We start from the raw sequence: 23,879 nt of genomic DNA, 5'->3' as shown, positions 1-23,879 counted from the left end.
ATACGTGCAGATGAAACCATTTTTGCATCGCAGCACGCTGCCCGTTCTGGTTTAGGCTTGGGACCTGGATCCGTTGACCGAGGCCTGTGCGTCGCCGATGAACGAGTACCGCAGCAGCATCGAGTTTGCTTCTCCAGATCTTCCGCTTCGCGATGACGTGCGCCGGCTCGGCGCGCTGGTCGGCGACCTGCTGGTTGAACAGGTCTCCGCCGCGTTTCTCGACGATGTCGAGGACGTGCGCACCCGCGCCATCGCCCGCCGCGAGAACCAGGCGGCGTTGTCCGAGCTGGCCGAAGGGCTGGCCGGGCGCACGCCGCAGCAGGCCGAGACCATGGTGCGGGCGTTCAGCACCTATTTCCAGGTGGTCAACATCGCCGAGCGCGTGCATCGCATCCGCCGCCGCCGTGACTACCAGCGTGCCGGTACCGCAGGGGCGCAGCCCGATGGCCTGCAGGATGCGCTGCAGCACCTGAAGGCGCAGGGCGTGACGCTGGACGAGCTGGCGCAATGGCTGCCGCGCATCGACATCGAACCGGTGTTTACCGCGCACCCGACCGAAGCGGTGCGCCGCGCGCTGCTGGAGAAAGAGCAGCTGATGGTGGCCAGCCTGGTCGACAACCTTGATGGCCAGCGCACGCCGGGGGAAGCGGCCGCCGATGCCGCGCGCTTCCGCATGGCGCTGACCGCTTCGTGGCAGACCACCGATTCCTCGCCGGTGCGGCCCACCGTGGACGACGAGCGCGAGCACGTCGGCTTTTATCTGGTACAGGTGCTGTACCGGGTGATCCCGGTGCTGTACGAATCGCTGCAGCAGGCGCTGCGCGATACCTTCGGCGAAGAACTGCCGCTGCCGCGCCTGCTGCGCTTCGGCACCTGGGTGGGCGGCGACATGGACGGCAACCCGAACGTGGATGCCACCACCATCCGCAACACGCTGGATGCACAGCGGCGGGCAGTGCTGGGGCGCTACCAGAAGGAACTGCTGCAGCTGGCCAGCCTGCTCAGCCAGTCTACCGAGCGAGTGGGCGTGAGTGATGCGTTGCAGGCACGCGTGGCGCAGTACCAGCAGCTGCTGCCGCAGGTGCAGTCGCGCCCGCGCCATGCCGACATGCCGTACCGCCTGCTCAACGACCGCATGCGCGCACGCCTGCAGGCCACGCTGGATGATGGCAGCGGCGCCTACGCCGGCCCCGCCGAACTGATCGACGATCTGCAGCTGATCCTCGACAGCCTGCGTGCCAATCGCGGCGAACATGCCGGCGGCTTTGCCGTGCAGCGTCTGCTGTGGCGGGTGAAGACCTTCGGCTTCCATCTGGCACGGCTGGACGTACGCCAGGAATCGAGCGTGCATGCGCGCGCGCTGGCCGCAGTGCTGGGCGGCGACGCAGCGTGGGAGGGTCTGGATGCCTTGGGCCGCGCGCGCCTGCTGGCCCCGCATGCCAGCGGTGAGGCCCCGTTGCCGAAGGGCGACGACGAAGGCAACCGGCGCCTGGACGCCGTGTTCGCCGCGCTGGCTGATGCACGCGCACGCCATGGCGGCGATGCACTGGGCAGTTACATCATTTCGATGGCGCACGACCGCAGCGACGTGCTGGCGGTACTGGCGCTGGCGCGGCGTGGTGGCCTGGTCGACGCCGATGACACGGTGCCGCTGGACATCGCGCCGCTGTTTGAAACCGTGGATGACCTCAAGCGCGGCACCGCCACGCTGCGCGACCTGCTGGACGACCCGGTGTACCGCACCCATCTGCGCGCGCGCGGCGACGTGCAGATGGTGATGCTCGGCTACTCGGACAGCAGCAAGGACGGTGGCATCGCCGCCTCGCGCTGGGGCCTGCAGCGCGCGCAGGTGGAACTGCTGGAGGTGGCGGCCGAGGCGGGCATCCGCCTGACCTTCTTCCATGGCCGTGGCGGCTCGATCAGCCGTGGCGGTGGGAAGACCACGCACGCGGTGGATGCTTCACCGCGCGGCAGCATCGATGGCCGCCTGCGGGTGACCGAGCAGGGCGAAGTGATCCATCGCAAATATGGCATCCGCGCGCTGGCCCTGCGCTCGCTGGAACAGGCCGCCGGTGCGGTGCTGCGCGCCAGCCTGCGCCCGCGTGCCGCCGAGCCGCGCGAGGATGCGTGGCGGCCGGTGATGGACGCGGTGTCATCGGCCAGCAGCGAGGTGTATCGCGCCTTTGTTGGCCAGGCCTGCTTCATGGACTACTTCCGTACCGCCACACCCATCGACGTGATCGAGCGGATGACGCTGGGCTCGCGTCCTTCGCGCCGGCTCGGCCAGGATGCGGCACTGGGCAACCTGCGTGCGATTCCCTGGGTGTTTGCCTGGAGCCAGGCGCGTGCCGTCATTCCCGGCTGGTACGGCGTGGGCAGCGGCCTGCAGGCGGCGGTGGACGCTGGCCATGAAGAGACCCTGCGCGAAATGGCGCGTGACTGGCCGTTCTTCCGCACCTTCCTGGACGACATCGCGATGGTGCTGTCCAAGGGCGATATCACCATCGCCGAGCAGTTCTCGCTGTTGTCTGGCGACCTGCACGGGCGCTTCTTCCCGCAGGTACAGCGCGAACTGGAACTTACCCGGCACTGGCTGCTGGCGCTGATGGACCAGAAGACGCTGCTGGACCATGATGCGCGGCTGGCGCTGTCGATCCGCCTGCGCAATCCCTACGTCGATCCGATCAGCGTGCTGCAGGTGGATCTGCTGCAGCGCTGGCGGGCCAGCGGGCGCGAGGATGACGAGCTGCTGCGCGCGCTGGTGGCGTGCGTGAACGGTGTTTCGCAGGGGGTGCAGAACACGGGTTGATGCGTATCCGCCGGGCATGGCCCGGCGCTACCTGCCTCGGTGGGTGCGGGGCGTGCCCCGCACGCCCTCACTCCTCCGGCGACGGAGGATTCGATGCCAGCAGTTCCAGGTGGCGCTGTTCCATTTCCTGGCGCAGCTGGCGGCGGATCAGCGCTGCGGCCTGGCGGCGCTTCTCGTCCGAGGTGACCGGCCGCAATGTTGGCACCGGCGTCGGCCGGCCTTCCTCATCCACGGCCACCATCGTGAAGAAACAGCTGTTGGCGTGGCGCACGCTGCGCTTGAGGATGTCTTCGGCCACCACCTTGATGCCGATCTCCATCGACGAGGTGCCGGTATGGTTCACCGAGGCCAGGAAGGTGACCAGCTCGCCCACCGCGATGGGCTGGCGGAACATCACCTGGTCCACCGACAGGGTGACCACATAGCTGCCGGCGTAGCGGCTGGCACAGGCATAGGCGACCTGGTCGAGCAGCCTCAGGATGGCGCCACCGTGGACCTTGCCGGAGAAATTGGCCATGTCCGGCGACATCAGCACGGTCATGGACAGCTGGTGGGTTTTCAGTTCGGTCGACATGGGCCGATTGTATCGGCGTGGCGTAGCTCTTGTAGAGCCGAGCCCATGCTCGGCTGCTCTTGTCGCAAGAAAAAGAAAGCCGAGCATGGGCTCGGCTCTACAGAAAGCAGAAGGGCCGCGTGAGCGGCCCTTCGTGTTTCTTACTTCAGCTTCGCATCGGCGCGCAGGGCGGCGGCGCGGTCGGTCTTCTCCCAGGAGAAGGCCGTGGCGTTGACGGTCTCGCCTTCGCCGTTGAGGTAGCTGAACTCCTTCGGCTTGCGGCCGAAGTGGCCGTAGGCCGCAGTCTGCTGGTACATCGGGTGGATCAGGTCCAGCATCTTGATGATGCCGTACGGGCGCAGGTCGAAGTGCTTGCGGATCAGCTTCTCGATCTTGTCATCGCTGATCTTGCCGGTGCCGAAGGTGGTGACCGAGATCGAGGTCGGCTCGGCCACGCCGATGGCGTAGGAGACCTGCACTTCGCAGCGGTCGGCCAGGCCGGCAGCAACCACGTTCTTGGCGACGTAGCGGGCCGCGTAGGCAGCCGAACGGTCGACCTTGGACGGGTCCTTGCCGGAGAACGCGCCACCACCGTGACGGGCCCAGCCGCCGTAGGTGTCGACGATGATCTTGCGGCCGGTCAGGCCACAGTCGCCCACCGGGCCGCCGATCTCGAACTTGCCGGTCGGGTTGATGTGGAACTTGGTGCCCTTGTGCAGCCACTTGGCCGGCAGCACCGGCTTGATGATTTCTTCGCGGACGGCCTCGATGAGGTCCTTCTGCTTGATGCCCGGGGCGTGCTGGGTCGACAGGACCACGGCGTCGATGGCCGAGACCACGCCGTTTTCATAGCGCAGGGTGACCTGGCTCTTGGCGTCCGGGCGCAGCCACGACAGCGGCGAGTTCTTCTTCTTGCGGATCTTGGCCTGCTGCTCGACCAGGCGGTGCGACAGGTGGATCGCGGCCGGCATGTAGCTGTCGGTCTCGTTGGTGGCATAGCCGAACATCAGGCCCTGGTCGCCAGCGCCCATTTCTTCCGGCTTCTTGCGGTCCACGCCCTGGGCGATGTGCGGCGACTGCTTGCCGATCAGGTTCAGCACGCCGCAGGTGGCGCCGTCGAAGCCGACGTCGGAGCTGTCGTAGCCGATGTCCGTGATGACCTTGCGGGTCAGCGCTTCCAGGTCGATCCAGGCGCTGGTGGTGATTTCACCGGCCACGATGGCAACGCCGGTCTTGACCATGGTCTCGCAGGCCACGCGGGCACGCTGGTCCTGGGTCAGGATCGCGTCCAGCACCGCATCGGAGATCTGGTCGGCAACCTTGTCCGGATGGCCTTCAGAGACCGACTCGGAGGTGAAGAGATAGCTGGACATCAGGCGTAATATCCCTTGATTCGGATGGAAAGATGGGCGCGCATGATACACGGGGTGCGCCGCCTGTGCATTGTGAACCGGTACCGGTTGCCGGTGGTTAAGCCCGCGTAGGCCTGGCAGGGGCCGTCGTGACGGGATTGGGGCCCGGCCTCGAGGCCCAGTGTTCCACCAGCGTGACGACGGACGGGGCTGTCCAACCCCGGACCACGCAGGCCGCGACCCTGCCGGGCCGGCCGTCATCGTTCTGCCCCGAAACCGCCATCTGGTTGCCGCCTGCCGGGCGCAGGCTGTCGGCCAATCCGGCCGCCGGGCATGAGTGGATCCGCCATGCAGGAACTCAAACAGCGTCTCCAGCAACGCTTCCCCGATTGGTTCCATGGCCGTCGTGGCCAGCTGGCACGGCCGCTGCTGCGCAGCGTCGGTCGCTGGTCGCGGTTGGACCAGATCGAGGCCTTCCTGAAGCGCAGTGCAGGGTTGCGCGGATTCGGCTTCGTCGCCGCCGCCCTGGAATTCGTCGATGGCCAGTACCAGGTGGATCCGGCCGCGCTGGCGAAGATCCCGGCCACCGGCCGCCTGCTGATTGTTGCCAATCATCCGTCCGGGGCGCTGGACGCGCTGGCGCTGCTGGACGCGGTCGGCCGCATCCGCCGTGACGTGCGGATCGTGGCGAACGATCTGTTGGGGGCTATCGCGCCACTGCAGGATCTGCTGTTGCCGGTGCGCATCCTTGGCGGCAAGGCCCAGCGCGGCAGTCTGCACGCGGTGGAGGAGGCGCTGGCCGCCGAGCAGTGCGTGATCGTGTTCCCGGCCGGCGAGGTCTCGCGCCTCTCGCTGCGAGGCATCCGCGATGGTCGCTGGCAGCGCGGGTTCGTGCGCTTTGCCCGCGCCGCCGGGGCGCCGGTGCTGCCAGTGCGGGTGGAAGCGCGCAACTCGGCGCTGTTCTACGGCGCATCAACCCTGTTCAAGCCGGCCGGCACCGCCCTGCTGGCACGCGAGATGTTCACCCGTCGTGGCCGCCCGCTGCGGCTGAGCATCGGCGAGCCGATGCGGCTGGGCGATGGCGGTGACCCGGGCGCACAGCTGCTGGCGGTACGTCGCGCGCTGTATGCGCTGGGCCGCAATGGCGCGGCCGGCAATGCCGCTGCCTGCGCAGGCCCTGAGCCGCTGGCCGCCCCGGTGCCCCCTTCGCAGGTTGCCGCAGGGATTGCCGCAGCGACCCAGCTGGGCCAGACCGCCGATGGCAAGCAGATTCTGCTGGCCGCCTGTACTGCCGATTCGCCGCTGCTGCTGGAGCTGGGCCGCCTGCGCGAACTGACCTTCCGCCAGGTGGGCGAGGGCACCGGGCGCAGCCGTGACCTCGACAACTACGACCCGCAGTACGAGCACATCGTGATCTGGGACGCCGCCGCGCAGCGCATCGCCGGCGCGTACCGGATCATGCGCGGCGCCCACGCACTGGCCCGGCACGGCCTGTCCGGGCTCTACAGCGCGTCGCTGTTCCGCTATTCCGACGATGCCATCACCCACATCGCCGAGGGCCTGGAACTGGGCCGCAGCTTCGTGGTGCCCGACTACTGGGGCAGCCGCAGCCTGGACTATCTGTGGCAGGGCATCGGCGCCTACCTGCAGTGCCGGCCGGGCATCCGCTACCTGTTCGGCGCCGTGTCGATCAGCGCGGCGCTACCGCGTGAAGCGCGCGAGCAGCTGGTGGCGTACTACCAGCGCTATTACAGCGGTACCGCTGGCATGGCCGAATCGAACCGCCCGTTCCAGTACTTCGCCGCACCGCCCAGTTTCGGTGAGCTGGATGCAGGCGCCGCGTTCGAGGTGCTCAAGGCCAACCTGGCTGCGCTCGGTACCGGCGTACCCACGCTGTACCGCCAGTACACCGATCTGTGTGAACCCGGTGGTGCCCGCTTCCTCGCCTTCGGTGTCGACCCGGACTTCAGCGATTCGATCGACGGCCTGATCGAAGTGGACCTGTGTGCGATCCGGCCGAACAAGCGCAAACGCTACCTGCGCGACGCGGGGACGCCGGCATGAGCACGCTGGCGAACCTGTCGCCGCACCGGCGCGCAGTGTTCGTCTCCGACGTGCACCTGGGTTCACGTCATTGCCATGCCCCCGAGCTGGCGCGGTTCCTCTCGCAGCTGCGCTGCGAACGGCTGTATCTGGTGGGCGACATCATCGACCTGTGGTGGATGGCACATCGCCGCGCCAACTGGCGGCAGTCGCACAGTGAAGTCATCCAGGCCCTGCACGCCCTGCGCCGCGCAGGGACCGAGATCATCTACATTCCCGGCAACCACGACGCATCGCTGCGCCACATATGCGGGGTGATGTTGCCGGCCATGCAGGTGCGCCGCCGTGCCATCCACGTGACCGCCGATGGCCGCAGGTTGCTGGTCGCACACGGCGACGAGTACGACGGCGTGACCCACTTCGGTGGCCTGCAGGAGAAATTCGGCGACTGGCTGTACTACCGCATCCTCACCGGCAACCAGGCCCTGAATGCAGTGCGGCGCCGGCTGGGCATGCGCTACTGGTCGCTGTCGGAGTTCCTGAAGAAGCGCAGCGGCGCCGCCGAACGCTACATCGAGCGCTTCGTGCAGGCCGGGCTGGACGATGTCCGCCGTCGCGGGCTGGATGGCATCGTCTGTGGCCACATCCACCGAGCTGCGTTGATTGAACGCGATGGCCTGGTCTACGCGAACGACGGCGACTGGGTGGAAAGCCTGACCGCGCTGGCCGAAGACCATGATGGCGCGCTGCGCCTGCTGGACCACAACGGCCAGACGCTGGCGGAGCTGCCGGGCGCACGCATGTCGCAGGCGGCGTAACCCGCCCGCGTCTGTACCCTTGTAGAGCCGAGCCCATGCGCGGCTGCCGTTACACGCAATGAAGAGCAGCCGAGCATGGGCTCGGCTCTACATGCACCGCCCGCAAGCCGCTAGCATCGGCCCATGGACTCCCTGACCCAGATCGTGCTCGGTGGCGCCGTCGCTGCTGCCATCGCCCCGCCTGGCCACCGCCGCGCGGCCCTGCTGGCCGGTGCCGCGCTTGGCACCCTGCCGGACCTCGACGCCCTGTGGCTCGGTTTCACCGCAGCCGATCCGGTGGCGAACATGATCGAGCACCGCAGTTTCAGTCATTCGCTGCTGGTGCTGCCCTGGGTGGCCGCATTGATCTGGTGGCTGTTCAAGCGCTTCGGCAACGGCCGCGTCGCGCAGTCACCGCTGCGCTGGTTCTGGGCGATCCAGCTGGCGCTGGTCACCCATCCGCTGTTGGATGCGTTCACCGTCTACGGTACCCAGCTGTGGTGGCCGTTGCGGCCACATCCGACCATGGGTTCCAGTGTCTTCATCATCGATCCTGGCTACACGGTATGGCTGCTGCTGGGCTGCGTGCTGGCCTGGTTCGGTCGCGCCCGGTCCTGGGTGGGCAAGGTGCTGGGCGTGGCGCTGCTGATCAGCAGTGGCTACCTGGGCTGGGGCCTGATCGCCAAGGCACTGGTCGACCGTGCCGCGCAGCAGAGCCTGTCCGCGATGGGCCTGGGCGATGCGCCGCGCTTCTCGGTGCCGATGCCGTTCAACACCCTGCTGTGGCGGGTGGTGGCGATGACGCCCAACGGCTACGTGGTGGGTGATCGCTCGCTGGTGGCCGACCACGGGCCGATGCGGTTCGAAGGCCATGCGTCCAACGTGCAGGCCTTGCGCGAAGCGGGGGGCATTCCGGCAGTGCGGCGCCTGCAGTGGTTCAACCGTGGCTTCATGCGTGCGCAGGTCGTGGACGGCCGGCTGGTGCTGAGCGACCTGCGCATGGGGCTGGAGCCGGACTACACCTTCAATTTCGTCGTGGCCGAGCAGGCCGACGGGCAGTGGCGGGCGATCGTTCCCGAGCAGGTGCGCGTGGACTACAGCAGTCCCGCCGCGCGTGCCGACGCCGGTCGCCGCCTGGCGGCGATGTGGCAGCGGATCTGGCAGGAGCCGGCGGCGGCGCCGGGCGCGGCCGACCACACCGCCGTGCATTGATCAGTGGATCCACGCATGGCGTGGCTCTGCGGCCTCGATCGGCAGCAGAACACCGGATCAATACACCGTGGCGCGGCCCTGGACGAACGAATAGAAGAACACCGCATTCGGGTCGTTCTGCACCAGGCGGAACTCGCGGCGCATGCCTTCCACGGTTTCCTCGTCCACCGAGCCGGCCTGCAGCAGCTGGTCGGCCGCCGACAGCAGCAGCTGCTCCCAGAACGCGATCATCGTCTTGCGGCGCGCCGGTTCACGGTTGTCCAGGTGGATGGTCTTGATCTCGGTGTGCACGTCGCGGAAGCCGCCGGCCAGCAGCAGGTTGCCCAGCTTGGCGCCGACGAACGGGTCGCCACCATGGTCGTACTGGAAATCGTTGAACGCCATCCAGTAGCGCCAGATGTGCGGCGAATACGGATCGAGCAGGAAAGAGGCGTTCATCACCTCGGTGATGTACACCGGCGAACCCGGTGCCAGCACGCGGCGCACTTCGCTGAGTACGCGCGCCGGTGACGGCACGTGTTCCAGCACCCAGCACAGGAACGCGGAGTCGAAGCTGCGGGCCTCGAACGGCAGCTCGCCGGCATCGGCCTGCTGCAGGGTGTAGCGGTCGCTGCACCATGGCGTACGCGCCAGGTTTTCGCGTGCGGTAGCCAGCTGCGCTTCGCTCAGGTCCACGCCGGTCACGTGCAGCTCGGGAAAGCGGCGCAGCAGGATCTCGGTCTGTGCACCAACGCCACTGCCGACTTCCAGCAGGCGCCGCGCGCCGCTGTAGTCGATCTGGCCGAAGATGCTCGATTCCAGCAGCCGGGCCTGGGTCATGAGGCGCTGCTGCTCGGTGCCGGAAAACCCGTGGAGGTAGGTGGGAGAGGAGATCGGCGGGGTCATGGAGGCGGGCTCTCGGAGTTCAATTCGGTCGAGCAGGCTCGACGTTGCGACGCGGCAGGGCGGTCAGGCGGCCGAAGGCAGCGCCGGTTCCCCGGCGATCAGGCGGTCGAAGTACTCGGTGGTCAGCGCGATCTGGCTCTGTGGGTCTTCGGCACGGTTGACCACGGCGCGGAAGGCGGCGTTCTCCGGCCGGTCCTTGGCATACCAGCCCAAGTGCTTGCGCGCGATGCGCACGCCCTGCGGCTCGCCATAGAACGCATGCAGCGCATGCAGGTGGCCGAGCAGGATGTCGCGCACTTCCGCCAACGACGGCGGTGGCAGTTCGTCGCCGGTGGCCAGGTAGTGCGCCACCTCGCGGAAGATCCACGGCCGGCCCTGTGCGGAGCGGCCGATCATCACCGCGTCCACGCCGGTTTCCTTCAGCACGTAGGCCGCCTTCTGCGGCGAATCGATATCGCCGTTGGCGATCACCGGAATGCGCAGTGCGGCCTTGATCTCGCCGATGGTGCCGTACTCGGCCTGGCCGGTGTAGTGCTGGTCGCGGGTGCGGCCGTGCACGGCCAGTGCAGCGATACCGCTGTCCTCGGCGATGCGCGCGATCAGCGGGCCATTGCGGTGGTCACAGTCCCAACCGGTGCGGATCTTCAGCGTGACCGGCACGTCCACCGCGTTGACCACGGCTTCGAGGATGCGCGCCACCAACTGCTCGTCGCGCATCAGCGCCGAGCCGGCCCAGGCGTTGCACACCTTCTTGGCCGGGCAGCCCATGTTGATGTCGATGATCTGCGCGCCGTGGTCGACGTTGTAGCGCGCGGCCTCGGCCAGCTGCTGCGGCTCGGTCCCGGCGATCTGCACGCTGATCGGTGCCGGTTCGCCGTCATGGTCCATGCGGTGGATCGACTTGCGCGTGGTCCAGAAGCGCGGGTCGCTGATGGTCATTTCCGAGGCGGCCAAGCCCGCGCCCAGCCGTTTGCACAGCAGGCGGAAGGGTTTGTCGGTGACGCCGGCCATGGGCGCCAGCACGACGTTCGGAGCAATGGTGTACGGGCCGATCTGCATGCGCCCATTGTAGGGCGCCGACAGCGACGCGGCCGTATCGGCTGCGCCCCGGTTCAGGCCGATCGGCACCGACCTCATGCCGTACCGGCATCAGCAGATGCTTGACGGTTGCTTCCGCCGCCCCCAAGGGCGGGCGAAGGTGGGCGGCTACCCCAGGCGCTGCCAGGCCTGGCGGGTACCCAGGGCGAAGGCCAGCCCCAGGCTGAGGCAGACCAGTGAACTGACCATCCAGAAGCGCCGGCCGTTGTAGCCGGGCCGCAGCAGCGCCAGCCCGAAGCCCATCGCGGCGCGCAGCAGCAACAGCAGGGCGATGCCCGACAGGACCAGACGACTGGCCGGCAGTGGCGAATGCCAGCCCGCAGCGGCCAGTGCGTACAGCGTCCAGGCCACCAGCACGGCCGTGATGCCGGCGGTCATCAGCGGTGGCCACCAATGCCCGGCCTGTGCCAGCCGGACCACGCGCTGGCCGGCACCGAAGTACCTGTACCACGCGGCGCCGAAGGCGATGCAGCCGATATGCAGCAGCGCCGCGGCGGCACTGCCTGCGGCCGCGACCAGCAACCAGGGGAATCCGTCCATGTCCTGCCCGTGCAAGGAAGCTGCGCGGATCGTGAGCGAGAGGCAGGATGTGGGCAATGCGACAGGCGGTCGCAGGGGCTGGGCAATGGGCGAAAGAAAGGCCCAGGTGCCTGTGCACCCGGGCCTTGTCATCCACGCGTGGCGTGGAATTACTTGGCTTCGGCGTCGGCCGGGGTGAAGCGCGGCATCGCCGCTGCAGCGCCTTCCTTCTCGGTCGAGCGACCGGCGAACTGGTTGGCAAAGCGCACGTGGCGGGCGAACGGTGCATCGGCCACCTGTGCCAGCGACGCAGCCAGCGCACCGTTGAAGGCATCACCGGCACCGGTGGTGTCGATGGCCTGCACCTGTTCGGCACCGACGCGGTAGTACGGCTGGGTGTCGCCGCGCAGGTTCTCGTCGGCGTGCGAGACGAACACGCCCACCGAACCCAGGGTCACCACCACGGTACCGTTGCCGACCAGCTTGCGGCACAGCGCGTGCAGGCTGGCGCCATCCAGCGCGGCGACGTCGTTGGCGTCCACGCGCTCACCGACATGGCGGCCGAGCAGGGCGGCGAACTCGGTCTCGTTCGGGGTGATCACATCGGCCAGCTTGAGCAGGCCGATGGTCGAGGGCGCATCGGCCGGCGCGGTGTTGAGCACGGTGGTGACACCGGCCTCGCGGGCCGTGGCCAGCGCCGCTTCGATGGTCTGCACCGGCGATTCCAGCTGCACCAGCACCACCTTGGCACCGGCCAGCAGGGCCTGCTGCTGTTGCAGGAAATCGGTGCCCAGCGCGGCATTGGCGCCGGGGCCGATCACGATCGTGTTGCGGCCACGGGCATCGACGTAGATGCCGGCGGTGCCGGTCGGCTCGCTGCTGGCCTCGGCGATCAGCGCGAAGCCATCGTGCGCAGCCAGTTCGCGCGCAGTGGCGCCACCGGCGTCATCGCCCAACGCACACACGAAGTGGGTGTCCGCACCAGCGCGGCAGGCCGCCACGGCCTGGTTGAAGCCCTTGCCACCGGGGCCGGTGCTGTAGCGGCCGGCAATGGTCGCACCCGGTGCCGGCAGCGTTTCGCACCGCCACACGTGATCGACATTGAAGGAACCGACGACAACGACACTGCTGCTCATAGGAAATCTTTTCTCAACCAGGGGTTCAACTGAAGTGCGTCAGCACGCCGGCGATGGTCGCCGTCATGAAGGTGGCAATGGTACCGCCCAGCACCGCGCGCAGGCCGAACTTGGCCAGGTCGTGGCGGCGCTCCGGCGCCAGGCCACCGATACCGCCGATCTGGATCGCGATCGAGCTGAAGTTGGCGAAGCCGCACAGCGCGTAAGTGGCAATCAGGCGGCCTTCGGCGGACAGGCTCACGCCCGGGATCTGGCCGTTCACGATCTGCGACAGTTCGGTGTAGGCGACGAACTCGTTGATCACGACCTTCTGGCCGATCAGCGAGCCGACGGTGGTGGCGTCGGCCCACGGCGTGCCGATCACCCAGGCGATCGGGGCCAGCAGATAGCCGAAGATGGTCGACAGGTTGGTCGGCTTGCCGATGGCAGCGGCCAGGCCGGTCACTTCGCCCACCCAGGTCAGCGGCGCGTTCAGCAGCGCGATAAGGGCGATGAAGGCCAGCAGCATCGCGCCGATGTTCAGTGCCAGCTTCAGGCCGTCACCGGCGCCGGCAGCGGCGGCATCGATGATGTTGCTGGAGGTCTTTTCGACTTCCATCTTCACCGTGCCGCGGGTCAGCGGGGTGCCGGTTTCCGGAATCAGCAGCTTGGCCACGACCAGGGTGGCCGGGGCCGCCATGATGCTGGCCGCCAGCAGGTGCTTGGCGTAGAAAGCCTGCTGCGCCGGATCGCCGCCGCCCAGCATGCCCACGTAGGCCGCCAGCACGCCGCCGGCGATATGCGCCATGCCGCCGATCATCATGGTCAGCAGTTCGGACTGGGTCATCCTGGCGATGTACGGGCGAACGGTCAGCGGCGCCTCGGTCTGGCCGATGAAGACGCTGGCGCAGACGCTGGTGGTTTCCGCGCCGGACACGCGCATCACCTTGGTGATCGACCAGGCCATCACGCGCACGATCGCCTGCATGACGTTGAGGTGGTACATCACCCCCATCAGCGCCGAGAAGAAGATGATGGTCGGCAGCACCTGGAAGGCGAAGATGAAGCCGTAGTTCTTGGTGTCCATCAACGAGCCGAAGATGAAGCCCGAGCCCTCGTTGACGAAGCTGAGGATCTTGACGAAGCCCTTGCCCAGCGCATCGAACACGTCGCGCCCGCCCGGCACCAGGATCACCAGCGCCGCAAAGGCGATCTGCAGGGTGATACCGGTGGCAACCAGCTTCCAGTCAACTGCACGCTTGTTGTTGGAAAACAACCAGGTGATGCCGATCAGCACCGCCAACCCGAACAGGCCGAAGCCGATCCTGCCCAAACCTTCGACCATGTGAGTGACTCCCCTGGGGCGTCGCGAAAAACGGGAAGCCTAGTGCAGGGCAGGGGCCGGGGCAAGAAAAAGCAGCGTGCGCGCACCCAACGGTACCGATCGGGCCAGCAACGGCAAGGGCTTGCGGCCGGCGGCGGCAGGTAGAATGGAGTTCGATCCCGGCCCGGATGCGGGCCCGCAGCAGGAGATTCGCATGCAATACCGTCGCTTGGGCTCCACCGGCCTGCCGATTTCCGCCCTGTCCTTCGGCGCCTGGGTGACCTTCGGTGACCAGATCCCGCGCGACGAGGCCCGCAACCTGGTGGCGGCCGCCTGGGATCATGGCGTCAACTTCTTCGACAATGCCGAGGGCTATGCCAACGGCCGCGCCGAACAGGTGATGGGCGATGTGATCGCCGACCTGCGCCTGCCGCGCGACGGTTTCTGCGTCTCCAGCAAGGTGTTCTTCGGCAGCGCCAAGGACCCGCGGCCGACCCAGCGCGGCCTGTCGCGCAAGCATGTGACCGATGCCTGCCACGCCGCGCTCAAGCGCCTGCGGGTGGATTACCTGGACCTCTATTACTGCCACCGCCCGGATCCGGACGCACCGGTCGCCGAGACCGTGCATGCCATGGACACCCTGGTGCGGCAGGGCAAGATCCTCTACTGGGGGACCTCGGAGTGGTCGGCCGTGCAGATCCAGCAGGCGCTGGACATCGCGCAGGCGCGCAACCTGCAGGGCCCGTCGATGGAGCAGCCGCAGTACAACCTGCTGCACCGCGAGCGCGTGGAGGTCGAGTACGCGCCGCTGTATGCCGGCGCCGGACTGGGCACCACCATCTTCTCGCCGCTGGCCTCGGGCCTGCTCACCGGCAAGTACGACCAGGGCATTCCGGCCGATGCGCGGCTGGGCCGGGAAGGCATGCAGTGGTTGCAGGACCTGGTGCTGGGTGCCGACGCCGAAGCCCGCCTGGCCCAGGTGCGCCGCTTCAGCGAGGTGGCGCGTGCGCTGGGGCAGGCGCCGGCCACGCTGGCCATCGCCTGGTGCCTGCGCAACCCGAATGTCTCCAGCGTGATCCTCGGCGCCAGCCGGGTCAGCCAGCTGCTGCAGAACCTGCAGGCACTGGAGGTGCTGGAGCAGGTCGACGCCGCCGGCTGGGCGCAGGTCGAAGCCGTCTTCGCCTGAACCCCGGGGCCGACCGGGCCTCGGGGGCCTCGGTCGGGCCGGCTTGGCCGAGGGAACAGGAACGGGAACAGGAACGGGAACGGTAGAGTCGACTGTTAGTCGACTGCTTCGAATAACCGACTGCTTCGAGCAACAGCAGTCGACCAACAGTCGACTCTACACACCTGCTTCGCCATTTAATTGATGCGATCTATCGAATTACGGAATTCGATCATTAATCTCACCAATGAAATTGAGAATGGTTGTTGATTGTCAACTGAGAATCATTATCATTTAACTCGTCCCTCGCACGAGTCCAGATGCTCATGAATGCTCAACCTGTACTGCTGCGCCCCGAAACGCTGACCCTCCGCGATCGTCCGGTCCGTGTCGTTCCGCCGGAAGAGGTCATCGACAGCGAAGCCCTGCTCAAGGGCCGTCGTGAAATCCTGATCCAGCACGGCGACCGTTTCTATCGCCTGCGGCACACCAGCAACGACAAGCTGATCCTGACCAAGTAATCGCGGCCTGGTCGCCCGCCTCCCTCCCTCCTGCCGGCAGCGCCGACAGGGTGGGCGACCCGTCCGCTCCCGCTCTCTCCCCCTCGGTCTACCGCGTGCACCTTCCGGGTGCGCCGGTAACCGGGGGTTCCCCTGCCTGACCGAACGAACCCGATGACCCGCCATACCGCCCTTTGCCTTGCTGTCTGGATGGCGCTGCCGCTGTCCGCCCACGCTGCTGCCACTGCTGCCCCCGATGCGCGCGAATTCGATCGGGTGCAGGTCACCGCCACCCGCACCGAGCGGGCGCTGAGCGACGTGGCGGCCACCGTGGACGTCATCGACCGTGAGCAGATGGACCGGCACCTGGTGCAGGACATCAAGGATCTGGTGCGCTACGAACCGGGCCTGTCGGTCACCCGCAGCGCGACCCGCTTCGGCCTGGATGGTTTCCGCATCCGTGGCCTGGACGGCAACCGCGTGCGCATCCAGACCGACGGCATCGTCATGCCGACCCGGTTCGACATCGGTTCGTTCGCCAGTTCCAACCGCAACTTCACCGACCTCGATACGCTCAAGCGCGTCGAGATCGTGCGTGGCCCGGCCAGCCCGCTGTACGGCTCCGATGCACTCGGCGGCGTGGTCGCGTTCGTGACCAAGGACCCGGCCGACTACCTCAAGGACGGCAAGAACAGCTACTTAGGCCTGAAGTTCGGCTACGACGGTGAGTGGAAGGGCCTGCTTGGCGGTGCCACGGCGGCCTTTGGTGGTGACCATTGGAGCGGCCTGGTCAACGTCAACCACCACCAGGGCCAGGAAACCGACAACAAGGGCACGGTGCGCAGCGACAACGGCACCCGCACCGCGTCCAATCCGCAGGATCGCGACGGCCGCAGCCTGCTCAGCAAGCTGGTCTATGCACCGAGCGAGGACCAGCGCTTCCGCCTGACCGTGGAAGGCAACGAAGACACCACCGATACCAATGTGCTGTCGGCGATCGCCAGCGTTGCACCGCGCCCCGGCGCGATGGCTGCGGCCACTGGCATGAAGTCCCACGACACCCAGAAGCGCAACCGCGTCTCTTTCGCCCACGAAATGGATGCGCTGGACCAGCCGTTCGCCGACAGCCTGCACTGGCAGGTGTACGCGCAGAACAGCGAAACCCGGCAGCAGACCGACGAAACGCGCACCGACGGCACCCGCCGCCACCGCGTGTTCTCCTTCGACCAGCATGCCTATGGCCTGCAGGCGCAGTTCAACAAGGCGTTCACCACCGGCAGCGTCGAGCACGCAGTGACCTACGGTTTCGAAGGCACCCGTACCGAGATCCGCCAGAAGCGCGACGGCTACCAGGTCAGCAAGGCGGGCGTGGTCAGCAACACGGTGTTGCCGGACACCTTCCCGGTTCGTGACTTCCCGATCAGCAAGACTACCGAGCTGGGCCTGTATGCACAGGATGAGATGCGCTTTGCCGATGGCAGGCTGTCGCTGGTGCCGGGCGTGCGCGTGGACCGCTACGAGCTGAAGCCGGAAGTGGACAGCGTCTTCGCCGAAGACAACCCGACCACGGCCGTGGCGCAGCTGAAGAAGACCAGCGTGTCGCCGAAGCTGGGCATGGTCTGGCGCTTTACCGACGAATGGTCGCTGTTCGCCGGTTATGCGCGTGGCTTCCGTTCGCCGCCGTACAACGACGTCAACATCGGCCTGACCAATGTCGCCTTCCGCTATACCGCCATCGCCAATCCGGACCTGAAGCCCGAAACCAGCGACGGTTACGAACTGGGCCTGCGCTTCATCGCGCCGGCGGCGTACGTCAGCGTCAGCGGCTACTACAACGACTACAAGGATTTCATCGAGTCCAACGTCGATACCGGTCGCAACGCGCAGGGTTTGACCGTGTTCCAGTCGCAGAACATCGCCGACGCGCGCATCTATGGCGTGGAAATGAAGGCCGGCATCGAGTTTGGCGAACTCAGCCCGGCGCTGAAGGGCTGGGCGCTGCGCAGTGCGTTGGCATGGTCGCGTGGTGACAACCGGACCGATGACGAACCGCTGGCCTCGGTCGATCCGCTGCGTGGCACGCTGGGCCTGATGTACGACACCGATACCTGGGGCGTCGAACTGGCCGGTACCTTCGTGCAGCGCAAGAAGCGCCTGCCGCCGCCTGCGGCGCAGACCAATCCGAACGCACCGGCGCCGTTCGTCTACCAGCCGGCCGGCTACGGCGTGCTGGACCTGATGGCGCACTGGAACTTCGCGCCGGGTGCCACCTTCAATGTCGGCGTGTTCAACCTGGCCGACAAGCGCTACATCGAATGGTCGTCGATCACCCCGAGCCTGATCACCGATCGCGCACTGAGCGATCGTTTCAGCAGCCCGGGCCGCACCTTCTCCGCCAGCCTTGCCGTTTCCTGGTGATCTCATGAGCCGAGCCTTGTCCGCACGCAGGAATGACTCCATCGCCGCGCCGAACAGCGCGGCCTGGCCGACCCCGGCACAGCTGGCCACGCTCGGCACCGTGTTGTGCCTGTACCACGCCGACGGCAACGAGCTGGGTGGCTGGCGCCAGGCCGTACGCGTGCACGCCTGCCAGGGCGTGGACAGTGAAGGCCTGCGCGAAAGCCTGTGTTTCCTCGATGGCCGCGGCCGCTGCGTGTGGCGTCTGTATCTGCTACCGGACAGCGATTTCCTGGCCTGGGACCGGCTGGTGGCCGCGTTGCCGCCGGGACCGGAACACGACAGCGATGGCAGCGTCGGCGAACGGCTGTGGCGGCGCCTGGCCGGCCATCTCGGCGGCCAGCGCTGGCGCCTGTGTGCGCTGCGCCTGCACGCCGCCGACGACGGGCGCACCCTGGCGGCCAGCCTGTCGACCCTGTCCTCGCTGGGCGCGGCCACCGCCCGCCGCATCGCACGCCTGGAAGGTGCTGAAGGCGAACTGGTGATCGACGACTGTTGTTGTGCCGACGCCGCCCGGCGCCCGGCGCCACGGATTCCCGGCGACCTGCCGCTGATCCGCCTGTGACCCTCTCCTGATGGAACGCCCGTTGGCCACGGATGGCCCCTCAATGAATCTGCACCCCTGAAGGAAGACCCCGATGAAGCTCCAGACAGCCAGCGCCATGCTGCTGCTCGCCACCGGCGGCGTGGCCAGCGCGCAGCCCTCCGACGTCGCCCGCGACCACGACAGCATCCTTGCCCTGCAGGGCGAGTACACCGTCGATTTCGCATTCGACGAGACCGTGCTGCTGAAGCCCGGCTACGAGCGCGCCCCGGCGATGCGCAGCGGTGGCAGCGAAGTGGTCATCGTGGTCGAGGACACGCCGAAGCGCATCGTGCTGCAGCACCTGCTGCTGGATGAAAAGAGCGGCCACATCACCAAGCACTGGCGCCAGGACTGGGTGTACGAGGCACCGAACCGTTTCGAGTTCAGTGCCGACCAGACATGGAAGGTGCGCAGCATTCCCACAGCGGTGAACCAGGGCGCCTGGACCCAGTGCGTGTATGAAGTGAGCGACGCACCGCGCTACTGCGGCACCGGCACCTGGACCTACACCAACAACGTGCCGAGCTGGACCAGCGACCTGAGCTGGCGCCCGTTGCCGCGCCGTGAGTACACCAAGCGCAGCGACTACAACGCGCTGGCCGTGATCAACCGCCACACGTTGACCCCGAACGGCTGGACCCACGAACAGTTCAACACCAAGGTGCAGCGCAACGCCGACGGCAGCCAGGTGGAGATCGCCCGCGAGTTCGGCTTCAACGACTACGTGAAGACCACCGAGGTCGACTTCACCCCGGCGCGTGACTACTGGAAGGCCACTGCCGGCTACTGGGCCAAGGTGCGCCAGCGTTGGGACGGCTTCCTCGGCCAGGCCCCGGGCGTGCACCTGAAGACCAGGATCGATGGCATGGCGATGATCATTCCGCTGTTCACCCAGGCCGAAGCGATTCAGTCCGGCAAAAAGGTGAAGGACAAGCAGATCGACGAGGTGTTCGCCAAGTACGTGGAAAAGGCGCCGAACTGAGGCCGCGTGTGGAGTCGAGCTGTGCTCGACTCCACAACCGCATCCACTCATGGCGTGGCTTTGGCGGTCCGTCCATGTGCTCTTGGTAGGTGCCGAGCTTGCTCGGCACGCTTTCGGTGGTGACGCGATTCGGTGTCTGCGCGCGTCGCCGGACGGATTGGTGCCTTGTGCGTATAAACATGACGCATTTCGCTGTATTTTGTCCGAGTCCGCTTTCCGGCTTCTGCGCATGGGGTAGGGTGGCCGCCCACGCAGTCATTGAACGTCGCCGCAGATGAAGCTTTCCGCCTTGTGCAGTCAGATGTTGTCCGGCGAAGCCTGCGATGATATCGACAGCTTCTTTCTCGAAATCGATGACTTCGAGGAAGCCGCACTTGTTTCGCGAACCCAGCGGATAGACGGGCTGCTCGCGCGTCTTGGGCCTCGATGGACATCGGCTTATCTGTTCAGTCTCTGCATGCATGTTCTGGCGACCGTTCGTATTGCCGGCAGCGCACGCGATCCAGCCGGAGCGAAGATGTTTCTGGCATTGAGCTTCACCGATTTCGAGCTGTATGCGGAAGAGGGCGTGCTGCTCCCCAACGTTTTCTACTATCCAGGTTCGGAGGGGGTCGCATTTGGAGCCCGGCGCTGGCACGAAAGTGGCAGCAACACCTCGACGGAAATCGACGCCGTGCGCTCCGTTGTCGAAGATGCTGGCCTGCTCGCGGGTTTTCGCTTCTGCGAAAGCCGCACTGATGGCCCTCCCGGTTACGAAGTTGTTCGTGTCTTTGCGATTCCAATGCATGGAAACGAGGCTTGCTGATGGTCGTGCCAGAACGCCAGATGTTCGATACCTATTTGTCCGACCCGCAGGTCTACGATCGTCTTGAACAGCATATCCACGACCACTTCATGACGGGAATCAACGCGGCAAGCCTGCGCATTGAAGACTTCCGCAGCCCGCACTACAACACGTTCTTCGTCGATGGCACTAAGGATCGCGGTGCCAACCCGATCTTCTCCGCCAAGCACCTGCCCAGCGGCAACATCATCCGGGTCGTCATTTTCGGCAGCCCGCCTGAATACAGCGAAGTCCGTAAGCGGGTAGGGGATAATGAGGAGAAGGACGAGCTCTGCCTGTTCATAACGCTTCTGGGCGTGCAGCGCGCGATGAGCGCGACCGTGGCCTGGGCGCAGCAACAGGCGTCCATCATCCCGGCCACTCGTTAGTAGACCCACGCCATGTGTGGATGCGCTCAGGTGGGGCGCGCAGCGTACAGCCGGCCCCACCCGCAGCGTGTCACGGTCGCCTCAGGCCTCGCGCAGCGCCAACGCCGGCGGCGTATGCAGGATCGCCCGCGTACCCCACCAGCCTGCCAGCAGGCTCAGCCCGATGCCGACCACGCCGCCGATCAGCAGGCCCGGCCACGGCGGCAGCAACGGCAGCTCGAACACCTTCTGCGAGACTGCCACGCCGATGACGGCCGCCGCGCCCACCGCGAGCAACGCGGCCAGCGTGCCCAGTGCGCCGAACTCAACGAGCACCGCGCCACGCAGCTGGCGCCGGGTCGCGCCCAGCGTGCGCAGCACCGCGCTGTCGTAGCGGCGCTCGCCCGCCGTGGCCTGCAGTGCGGCCAGCAGCACCAGCACGCCGGCCAGCAGGCTGAACACCATCACCAGCTGCACCGCCTGCGCGACCCGCTCCATCACATCGCGCACCTGCGAGATCACCGCGTCCACGTCCAGCAGCGACAGGTTGGGCTGCGCGCGCACCAGCTCGCCCAGCCCAGCCGCGTTGCCGGCCGGCAGATGGAACGCCGACAGCAGGTTGTGCGGGGTGTCGCCCACCGCATTGGGATTCAGCAGCACGAAGAAGTTCGGCCGGAAGGTGTTCCAGTCGGCCTTGCGCACACTGGTGACGGTGAACTCGCGCTCCTGCTCGCCTACTGAAATGGTGATGCGGTCGCCCGGATACACGCCGTAGCGCTTGGCCCAGCCGATTTCAACCGACGCCTCCGCCGCCGTGCTGTCGGGCGTCCAGAAGGTGCCGTTCATCAGCGTGTTGGCCGGCGGGAAGCTGCTGCGCCAGCTGAAGTTCAACGGCCGGTTCTCGTCGTCGTCATCGCGCTGGGCTTCGCCTGACGCCGGCTGCCCGCTCTGGTCCGGCGAGCGATCCACGCGCAGCGGCGGCTTGCCGTTGATCGCGATCAGGCGACCGGTCGCCATCGGTTCGATGCTGGCGTCGTTGGCCCCCAGTCCGCGCAGCGCGGCCAGCACGCTGTCACGCTGTCCGGGCTGGATATTGATCAGGAAGTAGTTCGGCGTATCCGCGGGCAGGCGTTCGCGCCACTGCTGCAGCAGGCCGGGGCCGGTCACCGCCAGCAGCAACAGCGCGCACAGCGACAGCGACAGCCCGACCAGCTGCATCACCGCCAGCATCCGGCGCCGGGTCAGCGCCGCCAGGCCCAGCCGCCAGTGGCCGTGCAGACGGTGCTGCAGGCCGCGCAGCAGCTGCAGCAGCACGAAACCGACCACGCCGGCCGCCACCGCCAACGCGGCCAGGCCGCCCAGCACCCATAGCGCCAGCTTGAGATCACCGGTCACCTGCACCGCCAGCAGCAGGCTGGCCGCCAGCGCTGCTACGTAGGCCAGCAGCGAGGCCGGGGGCAGGGCGGCGAAGGAGCGGTTGAGCACGCGCATCGGCGGCACCCCGCGCAGGCGCAGCAGCGGCGGCAGGCCGAAACCGAACAGCAGCAACAGGCCGATGCCGGCGCCGGTCAGCGCCGGCATTGCCTCGGGTAGCGGCAACCGCTGCGGCACCAGGCTGCCCAGTACCTGCACCAGGCCTTCCTGCGCAGCCATGCCCAGGCCGATGCCGAGCGCGCAGGCCGGCACCGCCAGCATCAGCAGCTGCAGCGCCAGGCCCAGCAGGATGTCGCGCTGGCGCGCGCCCAGGCAGCGCAGGATCGCCACCTGGTCGATGCGGCGCAGCGCGAAGCGGTTGGCCGCCAGCGCGGTGGCCACACCGGCCAGCAGCACCGCCAGCAGCGCGCTCAGGCCGAGGAAGCGCCCGGCCAGATCGAACGCCTGGCGCACGCCGCGCTGGGTGTCGTCCACGCTCAGCAGGCGCAGGCCCTTGACCTGCGGCAGCAGCCACTGGCGCAGGGCGGCAACCTGATCGGCCGGTCCGGCAAACATCAGCCGGTAGTTGATGCGGCTGCCGGGGCCAAGCAGGCCTGTGCCTTCCACATCGGCGCGGTTGACCAGCAGGGTGGGGGAGAGCGTCAGCAGGTCGCCACCGGTATCCGGTTCGGCCTCGATGATGCCGGCGATGCGCAGCGTGCCGGCGCCGAATTCGAGGTCATCGCCGGCTTTCAGCCCCAGTCCCTGCAACAGGCGCGGGTCGGCATAGGCCTGGCCCTTGGGCGGCATGCCGGCATCGGCGATCAACGTACCGCCGGGCGTGGCCCGTACCCGCAGCGTGCCGCGCAGTGGATAGCCCGCCTGCACCGCCTTGATGCTGGCCATCTGGCTGGCATCGCCGTTGAACAGCACGCTGCCGAAGCTGGCGATGCGGGTATGCGCCAGTCCACGCCGTTGTGCCTCGTCGGCGAATGCCTGCGGCGGATCATCACGCCCGGCGATGCCGAGATCGCCACCGAGCATTTCCGCCGCGCTGCCGGTCAGTGCCAGGTTGACCCGGTTCACCAGCGTGCCCACTGCGGTCATCACCGCCACGCCCAGCACCAGTGCGGCGAACACGGTCAGCAGGTCACCGGCCAGGGCCTCGCGACGCAGCGCGCGCCACGCGTGCCGCAGCAGGTTCATGCCTGGGCTCCGCGCTCGACCGGCAGCAGGCGGCCGTCATCGATGCGGTGGATGTACTGGCAACGCTGCGCCAGGCGCATGTCGTGGGTGACCAGCACCAGGGTGGTGCCGCTGCCGGCGTTGAGTTCGAACAGCAGGTCGCTGACGTGCTGGCCGGTGGCATGGTCCAGCGATCCCGTCGGTTCGTCGGCGAACAGGATGCGCGGGCGGGTGACGAAGGCACGTGCCAGTGCCACGCGCTGCTGCTCGCCGCCGGACAGCTGGCGCGGGTAGTGGCGGGCACGATGGGCCAGGCCCACCTGCGCCAGCACCTCGTCCACCCGCGCGCGGTCCTCGCGTCCGGCCAGCTCCAGTGGCAGCGCGACGTTCTCGGCGGCGGTCAGCGCCGGCAGCAGGTGGAAGCTCTGGAACACGAAGCCAACCTCGCGCGCGCGCAGCTGGGCCCGCGCTTCTTCATCGAGGTCGCCCAGATCCTGGCCCGACAGCGCAATGCGGCCGCGGCTGGGCAGGTCCAGCCCGGCCAGCAGGCCGAGCAGGGTGGTCTTGCCCGAACCGGAGGCGCCGACGATGGCCGCGCTGGTGCCTTCATGGACGGTCAGGGTGATGTTGTCCAGTATGTGGACTTCACCCTCCGGGCCCTGCACGGATTTGCCGACCTGGTCGACGGCGATG

The 23,879-nt window shown here is 67.4% G+C and carries 20 protein-coding genes; 11 read left to right on the top strand and 9 right to left on the bottom strand.

The features are described 5' to 3' along the window. Positions 1-97 precede the first annotated feature (97 nt). The gene (ppc, locus tag AC5P9W_RS16735) at positions 98-2,809 is read left to right on the top strand and encodes a phosphoenolpyruvate carboxylase (protein WP_021203442.1); all 2,712 of its coding nucleotides are present in this window, start codon (positions 98-100) and stop codon (positions 2,807-2,809) included. Positions 2,810-2,876: 67 nt separating this feature from the next. Here ppc and AC5P9W_RS16730 read toward each other — a convergent pair whose 3' ends face one another. Both AC5P9W_RS16730 and metK read right to left on the bottom strand, forming a co-directional pair. Next, the gene (locus tag AC5P9W_RS16730; protein ID WP_021203443.1) at positions 2,877-3,383 is read right to left on the bottom strand and encodes an acyl-CoA thioesterase; all 507 of its coding nucleotides are present in this window, start codon (positions 3,381-3,383) and stop codon (positions 2,877-2,879) included. A 140-nt stretch (positions 3,384-3,523) separates the two neighbouring features. After that, positions 3,524-4,735 carry a methionine adenosyltransferase gene (metK, locus tag AC5P9W_RS16725; protein WP_005408103.1) on the bottom strand — a complete coding sequence of 404 codons (1,212 nt, stop codon included), beginning with the start codon at positions 4,733-4,735 and terminating at the stop codon, positions 3,524-3,526. A 327-nt stretch (positions 4,736-5,062) separates the two neighbouring features. Here metK and olsF point away from each other — a divergent pair, with 327 nt between their 5' ends. From olsF to AC5P9W_RS16710, 3 genes are all read left to right on the top strand, one after another. Then, positions 5,063-6,778, top strand: a complete 1,716-nt coding sequence (gene olsF / locus AC5P9W_RS16720; protein ID WP_111098006.1) for a bifunctional ornithine lipid synthase OlsF — start codon at positions 5,063-5,065, stop codon at positions 6,776-6,778. After that, a complete protein-coding gene (locus AC5P9W_RS16715; protein WP_111098005.1) occupies positions 6,775-7,575 on the top strand; it encodes a UDP-2,3-diacylglucosamine diphosphatase in 801 nt (266 codons plus the stop codon). Before olsF ends, AC5P9W_RS16715 begins: the two co-directional genes overlap by 4 nt. Before the next feature lie 123 nt (positions 7,576-7,698). After that, positions 7,699-8,766, top strand: a complete 1,068-nt coding sequence (locus AC5P9W_RS16710; protein ID WP_021203446.1) for a metal-dependent hydrolase — start codon at positions 7,699-7,701, stop codon at positions 8,764-8,766. Positions 8,767-8,823: 57 nt separating this feature from the next. On the opposite strand, the gene AC5P9W_RS16705 is transcribed toward AC5P9W_RS16710, so the two are convergent. The 5 genes from AC5P9W_RS16705 to AC5P9W_RS16685 all read right to left on the bottom strand — a co-directional run bounded on the left by AC5P9W_RS16705 (position 8,824) and on the right by AC5P9W_RS16685 (position 13,728). Further along, a complete protein-coding gene (locus AC5P9W_RS16705; RefSeq protein ID WP_019661094.1) occupies positions 8,824-9,651 on the bottom strand; it encodes a class I SAM-dependent methyltransferase in 828 nt (275 codons plus the stop codon). 63 nt (positions 9,652-9,714) lie between these two features. Next, entirely contained in the window at positions 9,715-10,710 is a 996-nt protein-coding gene (gene dusB / locus AC5P9W_RS16700) for a tRNA dihydrouridine synthase DusB (protein WP_227852451.1), read from the bottom strand. 147 nt (positions 10,711-10,857) lie between these two features. Beyond that, positions 10,858-11,289, bottom strand: a complete 432-nt coding sequence (locus tag AC5P9W_RS16695) for a hypothetical protein (RefSeq protein ID WP_021203449.1) — start codon at positions 11,287-11,289, stop codon at positions 10,858-10,860. Between the two features lie 149 nt (positions 11,290-11,438). After that, positions 11,439-12,404 carry a ribokinase gene (locus tag AC5P9W_RS16690; RefSeq protein ID WP_019661097.1) on the bottom strand — a complete coding sequence of 322 codons (966 nt, stop codon included), beginning with the start codon at positions 12,402-12,404 and terminating at the stop codon, positions 11,439-11,441. 25 nt (positions 12,405-12,429) lie between these two features. After that, on the bottom strand, positions 12,430-13,728 hold the full coding sequence (locus tag AC5P9W_RS16685; RefSeq protein ID WP_019661098.1) for a NupC/NupG family nucleoside CNT transporter: 1,299 nt from the start codon (positions 13,726-13,728) through the stop codon (positions 12,430-12,432). 193 nt (positions 13,729-13,921) lie between these two features. Between AC5P9W_RS16685 and AC5P9W_RS16680 the strand changes: the two genes are divergently transcribed. The 7 genes from AC5P9W_RS16680 (at position 13,922) to AC5P9W_RS16650 (ending at position 20,609) form a co-directional block, all read left to right on the top strand. Next, positions 13,922-14,893 carry an aldo/keto reductase gene (locus AC5P9W_RS16680; RefSeq protein WP_031270250.1) on the top strand — a complete coding sequence of 324 codons (972 nt, stop codon included), beginning with the start codon at positions 13,922-13,924 and terminating at the stop codon, positions 14,891-14,893. A gap of 305 nt (positions 14,894-15,198) precedes the next feature. Then, positions 15,199-15,393, top strand: a complete 195-nt coding sequence (hemP, locus tag AC5P9W_RS16675) for a hemin uptake protein HemP (protein WP_005412278.1) — start codon at positions 15,199-15,201, stop codon at positions 15,391-15,393. A gap of 153 nt (positions 15,394-15,546) precedes the next feature. Next, positions 15,547-17,790: a TonB-dependent hemoglobin/transferrin/lactoferrin family receptor gene (locus AC5P9W_RS16670; protein WP_495219363.1), complete on the top strand. Its 2,244-nt coding sequence runs from the start codon at positions 15,547-15,549 to the stop codon at positions 17,788-17,790. A gap of 4 nt (positions 17,791-17,794) precedes the next feature. Next, positions 17,795-18,394 (top strand): ChuX/HutX family heme-like substrate-binding protein, encoded by a 600-nt coding sequence (locus AC5P9W_RS16665; RefSeq protein ID WP_021203452.1) that lies wholly within the window; start codon positions 17,795-17,797, stop codon positions 18,392-18,394. Positions 18,395-18,467: 73 nt separating this feature from the next. Further along, complete coding sequence (locus tag AC5P9W_RS16660; RefSeq protein ID WP_227844924.1) at positions 18,468-19,397, top strand: DUF6607 family protein; 930 nt, start codon at positions 18,468-18,470, stop codon at positions 19,395-19,397. Positions 19,398-19,671: 274 nt separating this feature from the next. Then, positions 19,672-20,202, top strand: a complete 531-nt coding sequence (locus AC5P9W_RS16655) for a hypothetical protein (RefSeq protein ID WP_021203454.1) — start codon at positions 19,672-19,674, stop codon at positions 20,200-20,202. Next, positions 20,196-20,609 carry a hypothetical protein gene (locus AC5P9W_RS16650; RefSeq protein ID WP_146256789.1) on the top strand — a complete coding sequence of 138 codons (414 nt, stop codon included), beginning with the start codon at positions 20,196-20,198 and terminating at the stop codon, positions 20,607-20,609. Before AC5P9W_RS16655 ends, AC5P9W_RS16650 begins: the two co-directional genes overlap by 7 nt. An 81-nt stretch (positions 20,610-20,690) precedes the next feature. Here the strand turns inward: AC5P9W_RS16650 and AC5P9W_RS16645 are convergent, their stop codons facing one another. Together AC5P9W_RS16645 and AC5P9W_RS16640 are read right to left on the bottom strand one after the other, a co-directional pair. Next, positions 20,691-23,207 carry an ABC transporter permease gene (locus AC5P9W_RS16645; RefSeq protein ID WP_495219362.1) on the bottom strand — a complete coding sequence of 839 codons (2,517 nt, stop codon included), beginning with the start codon at positions 23,205-23,207 and terminating at the stop codon, positions 20,691-20,693. Further along, entirely contained in the window at positions 23,204-23,851 is a 648-nt protein-coding gene (locus AC5P9W_RS16640; RefSeq protein ID WP_448140790.1) for an ABC transporter ATP-binding protein, read from the bottom strand. The genes AC5P9W_RS16645 and AC5P9W_RS16640 overlap by 4 nt, the downstream gene beginning before the upstream one ends. Positions 23,852-23,879 lie beyond the last annotated feature (28 nt).

This window comes from Stenotrophomonas sp. YJH_SMC_33 (assembly GCF_059372295.1).
This window is presented reverse-complemented; position numbering and strand designations above follow the sequence as displayed.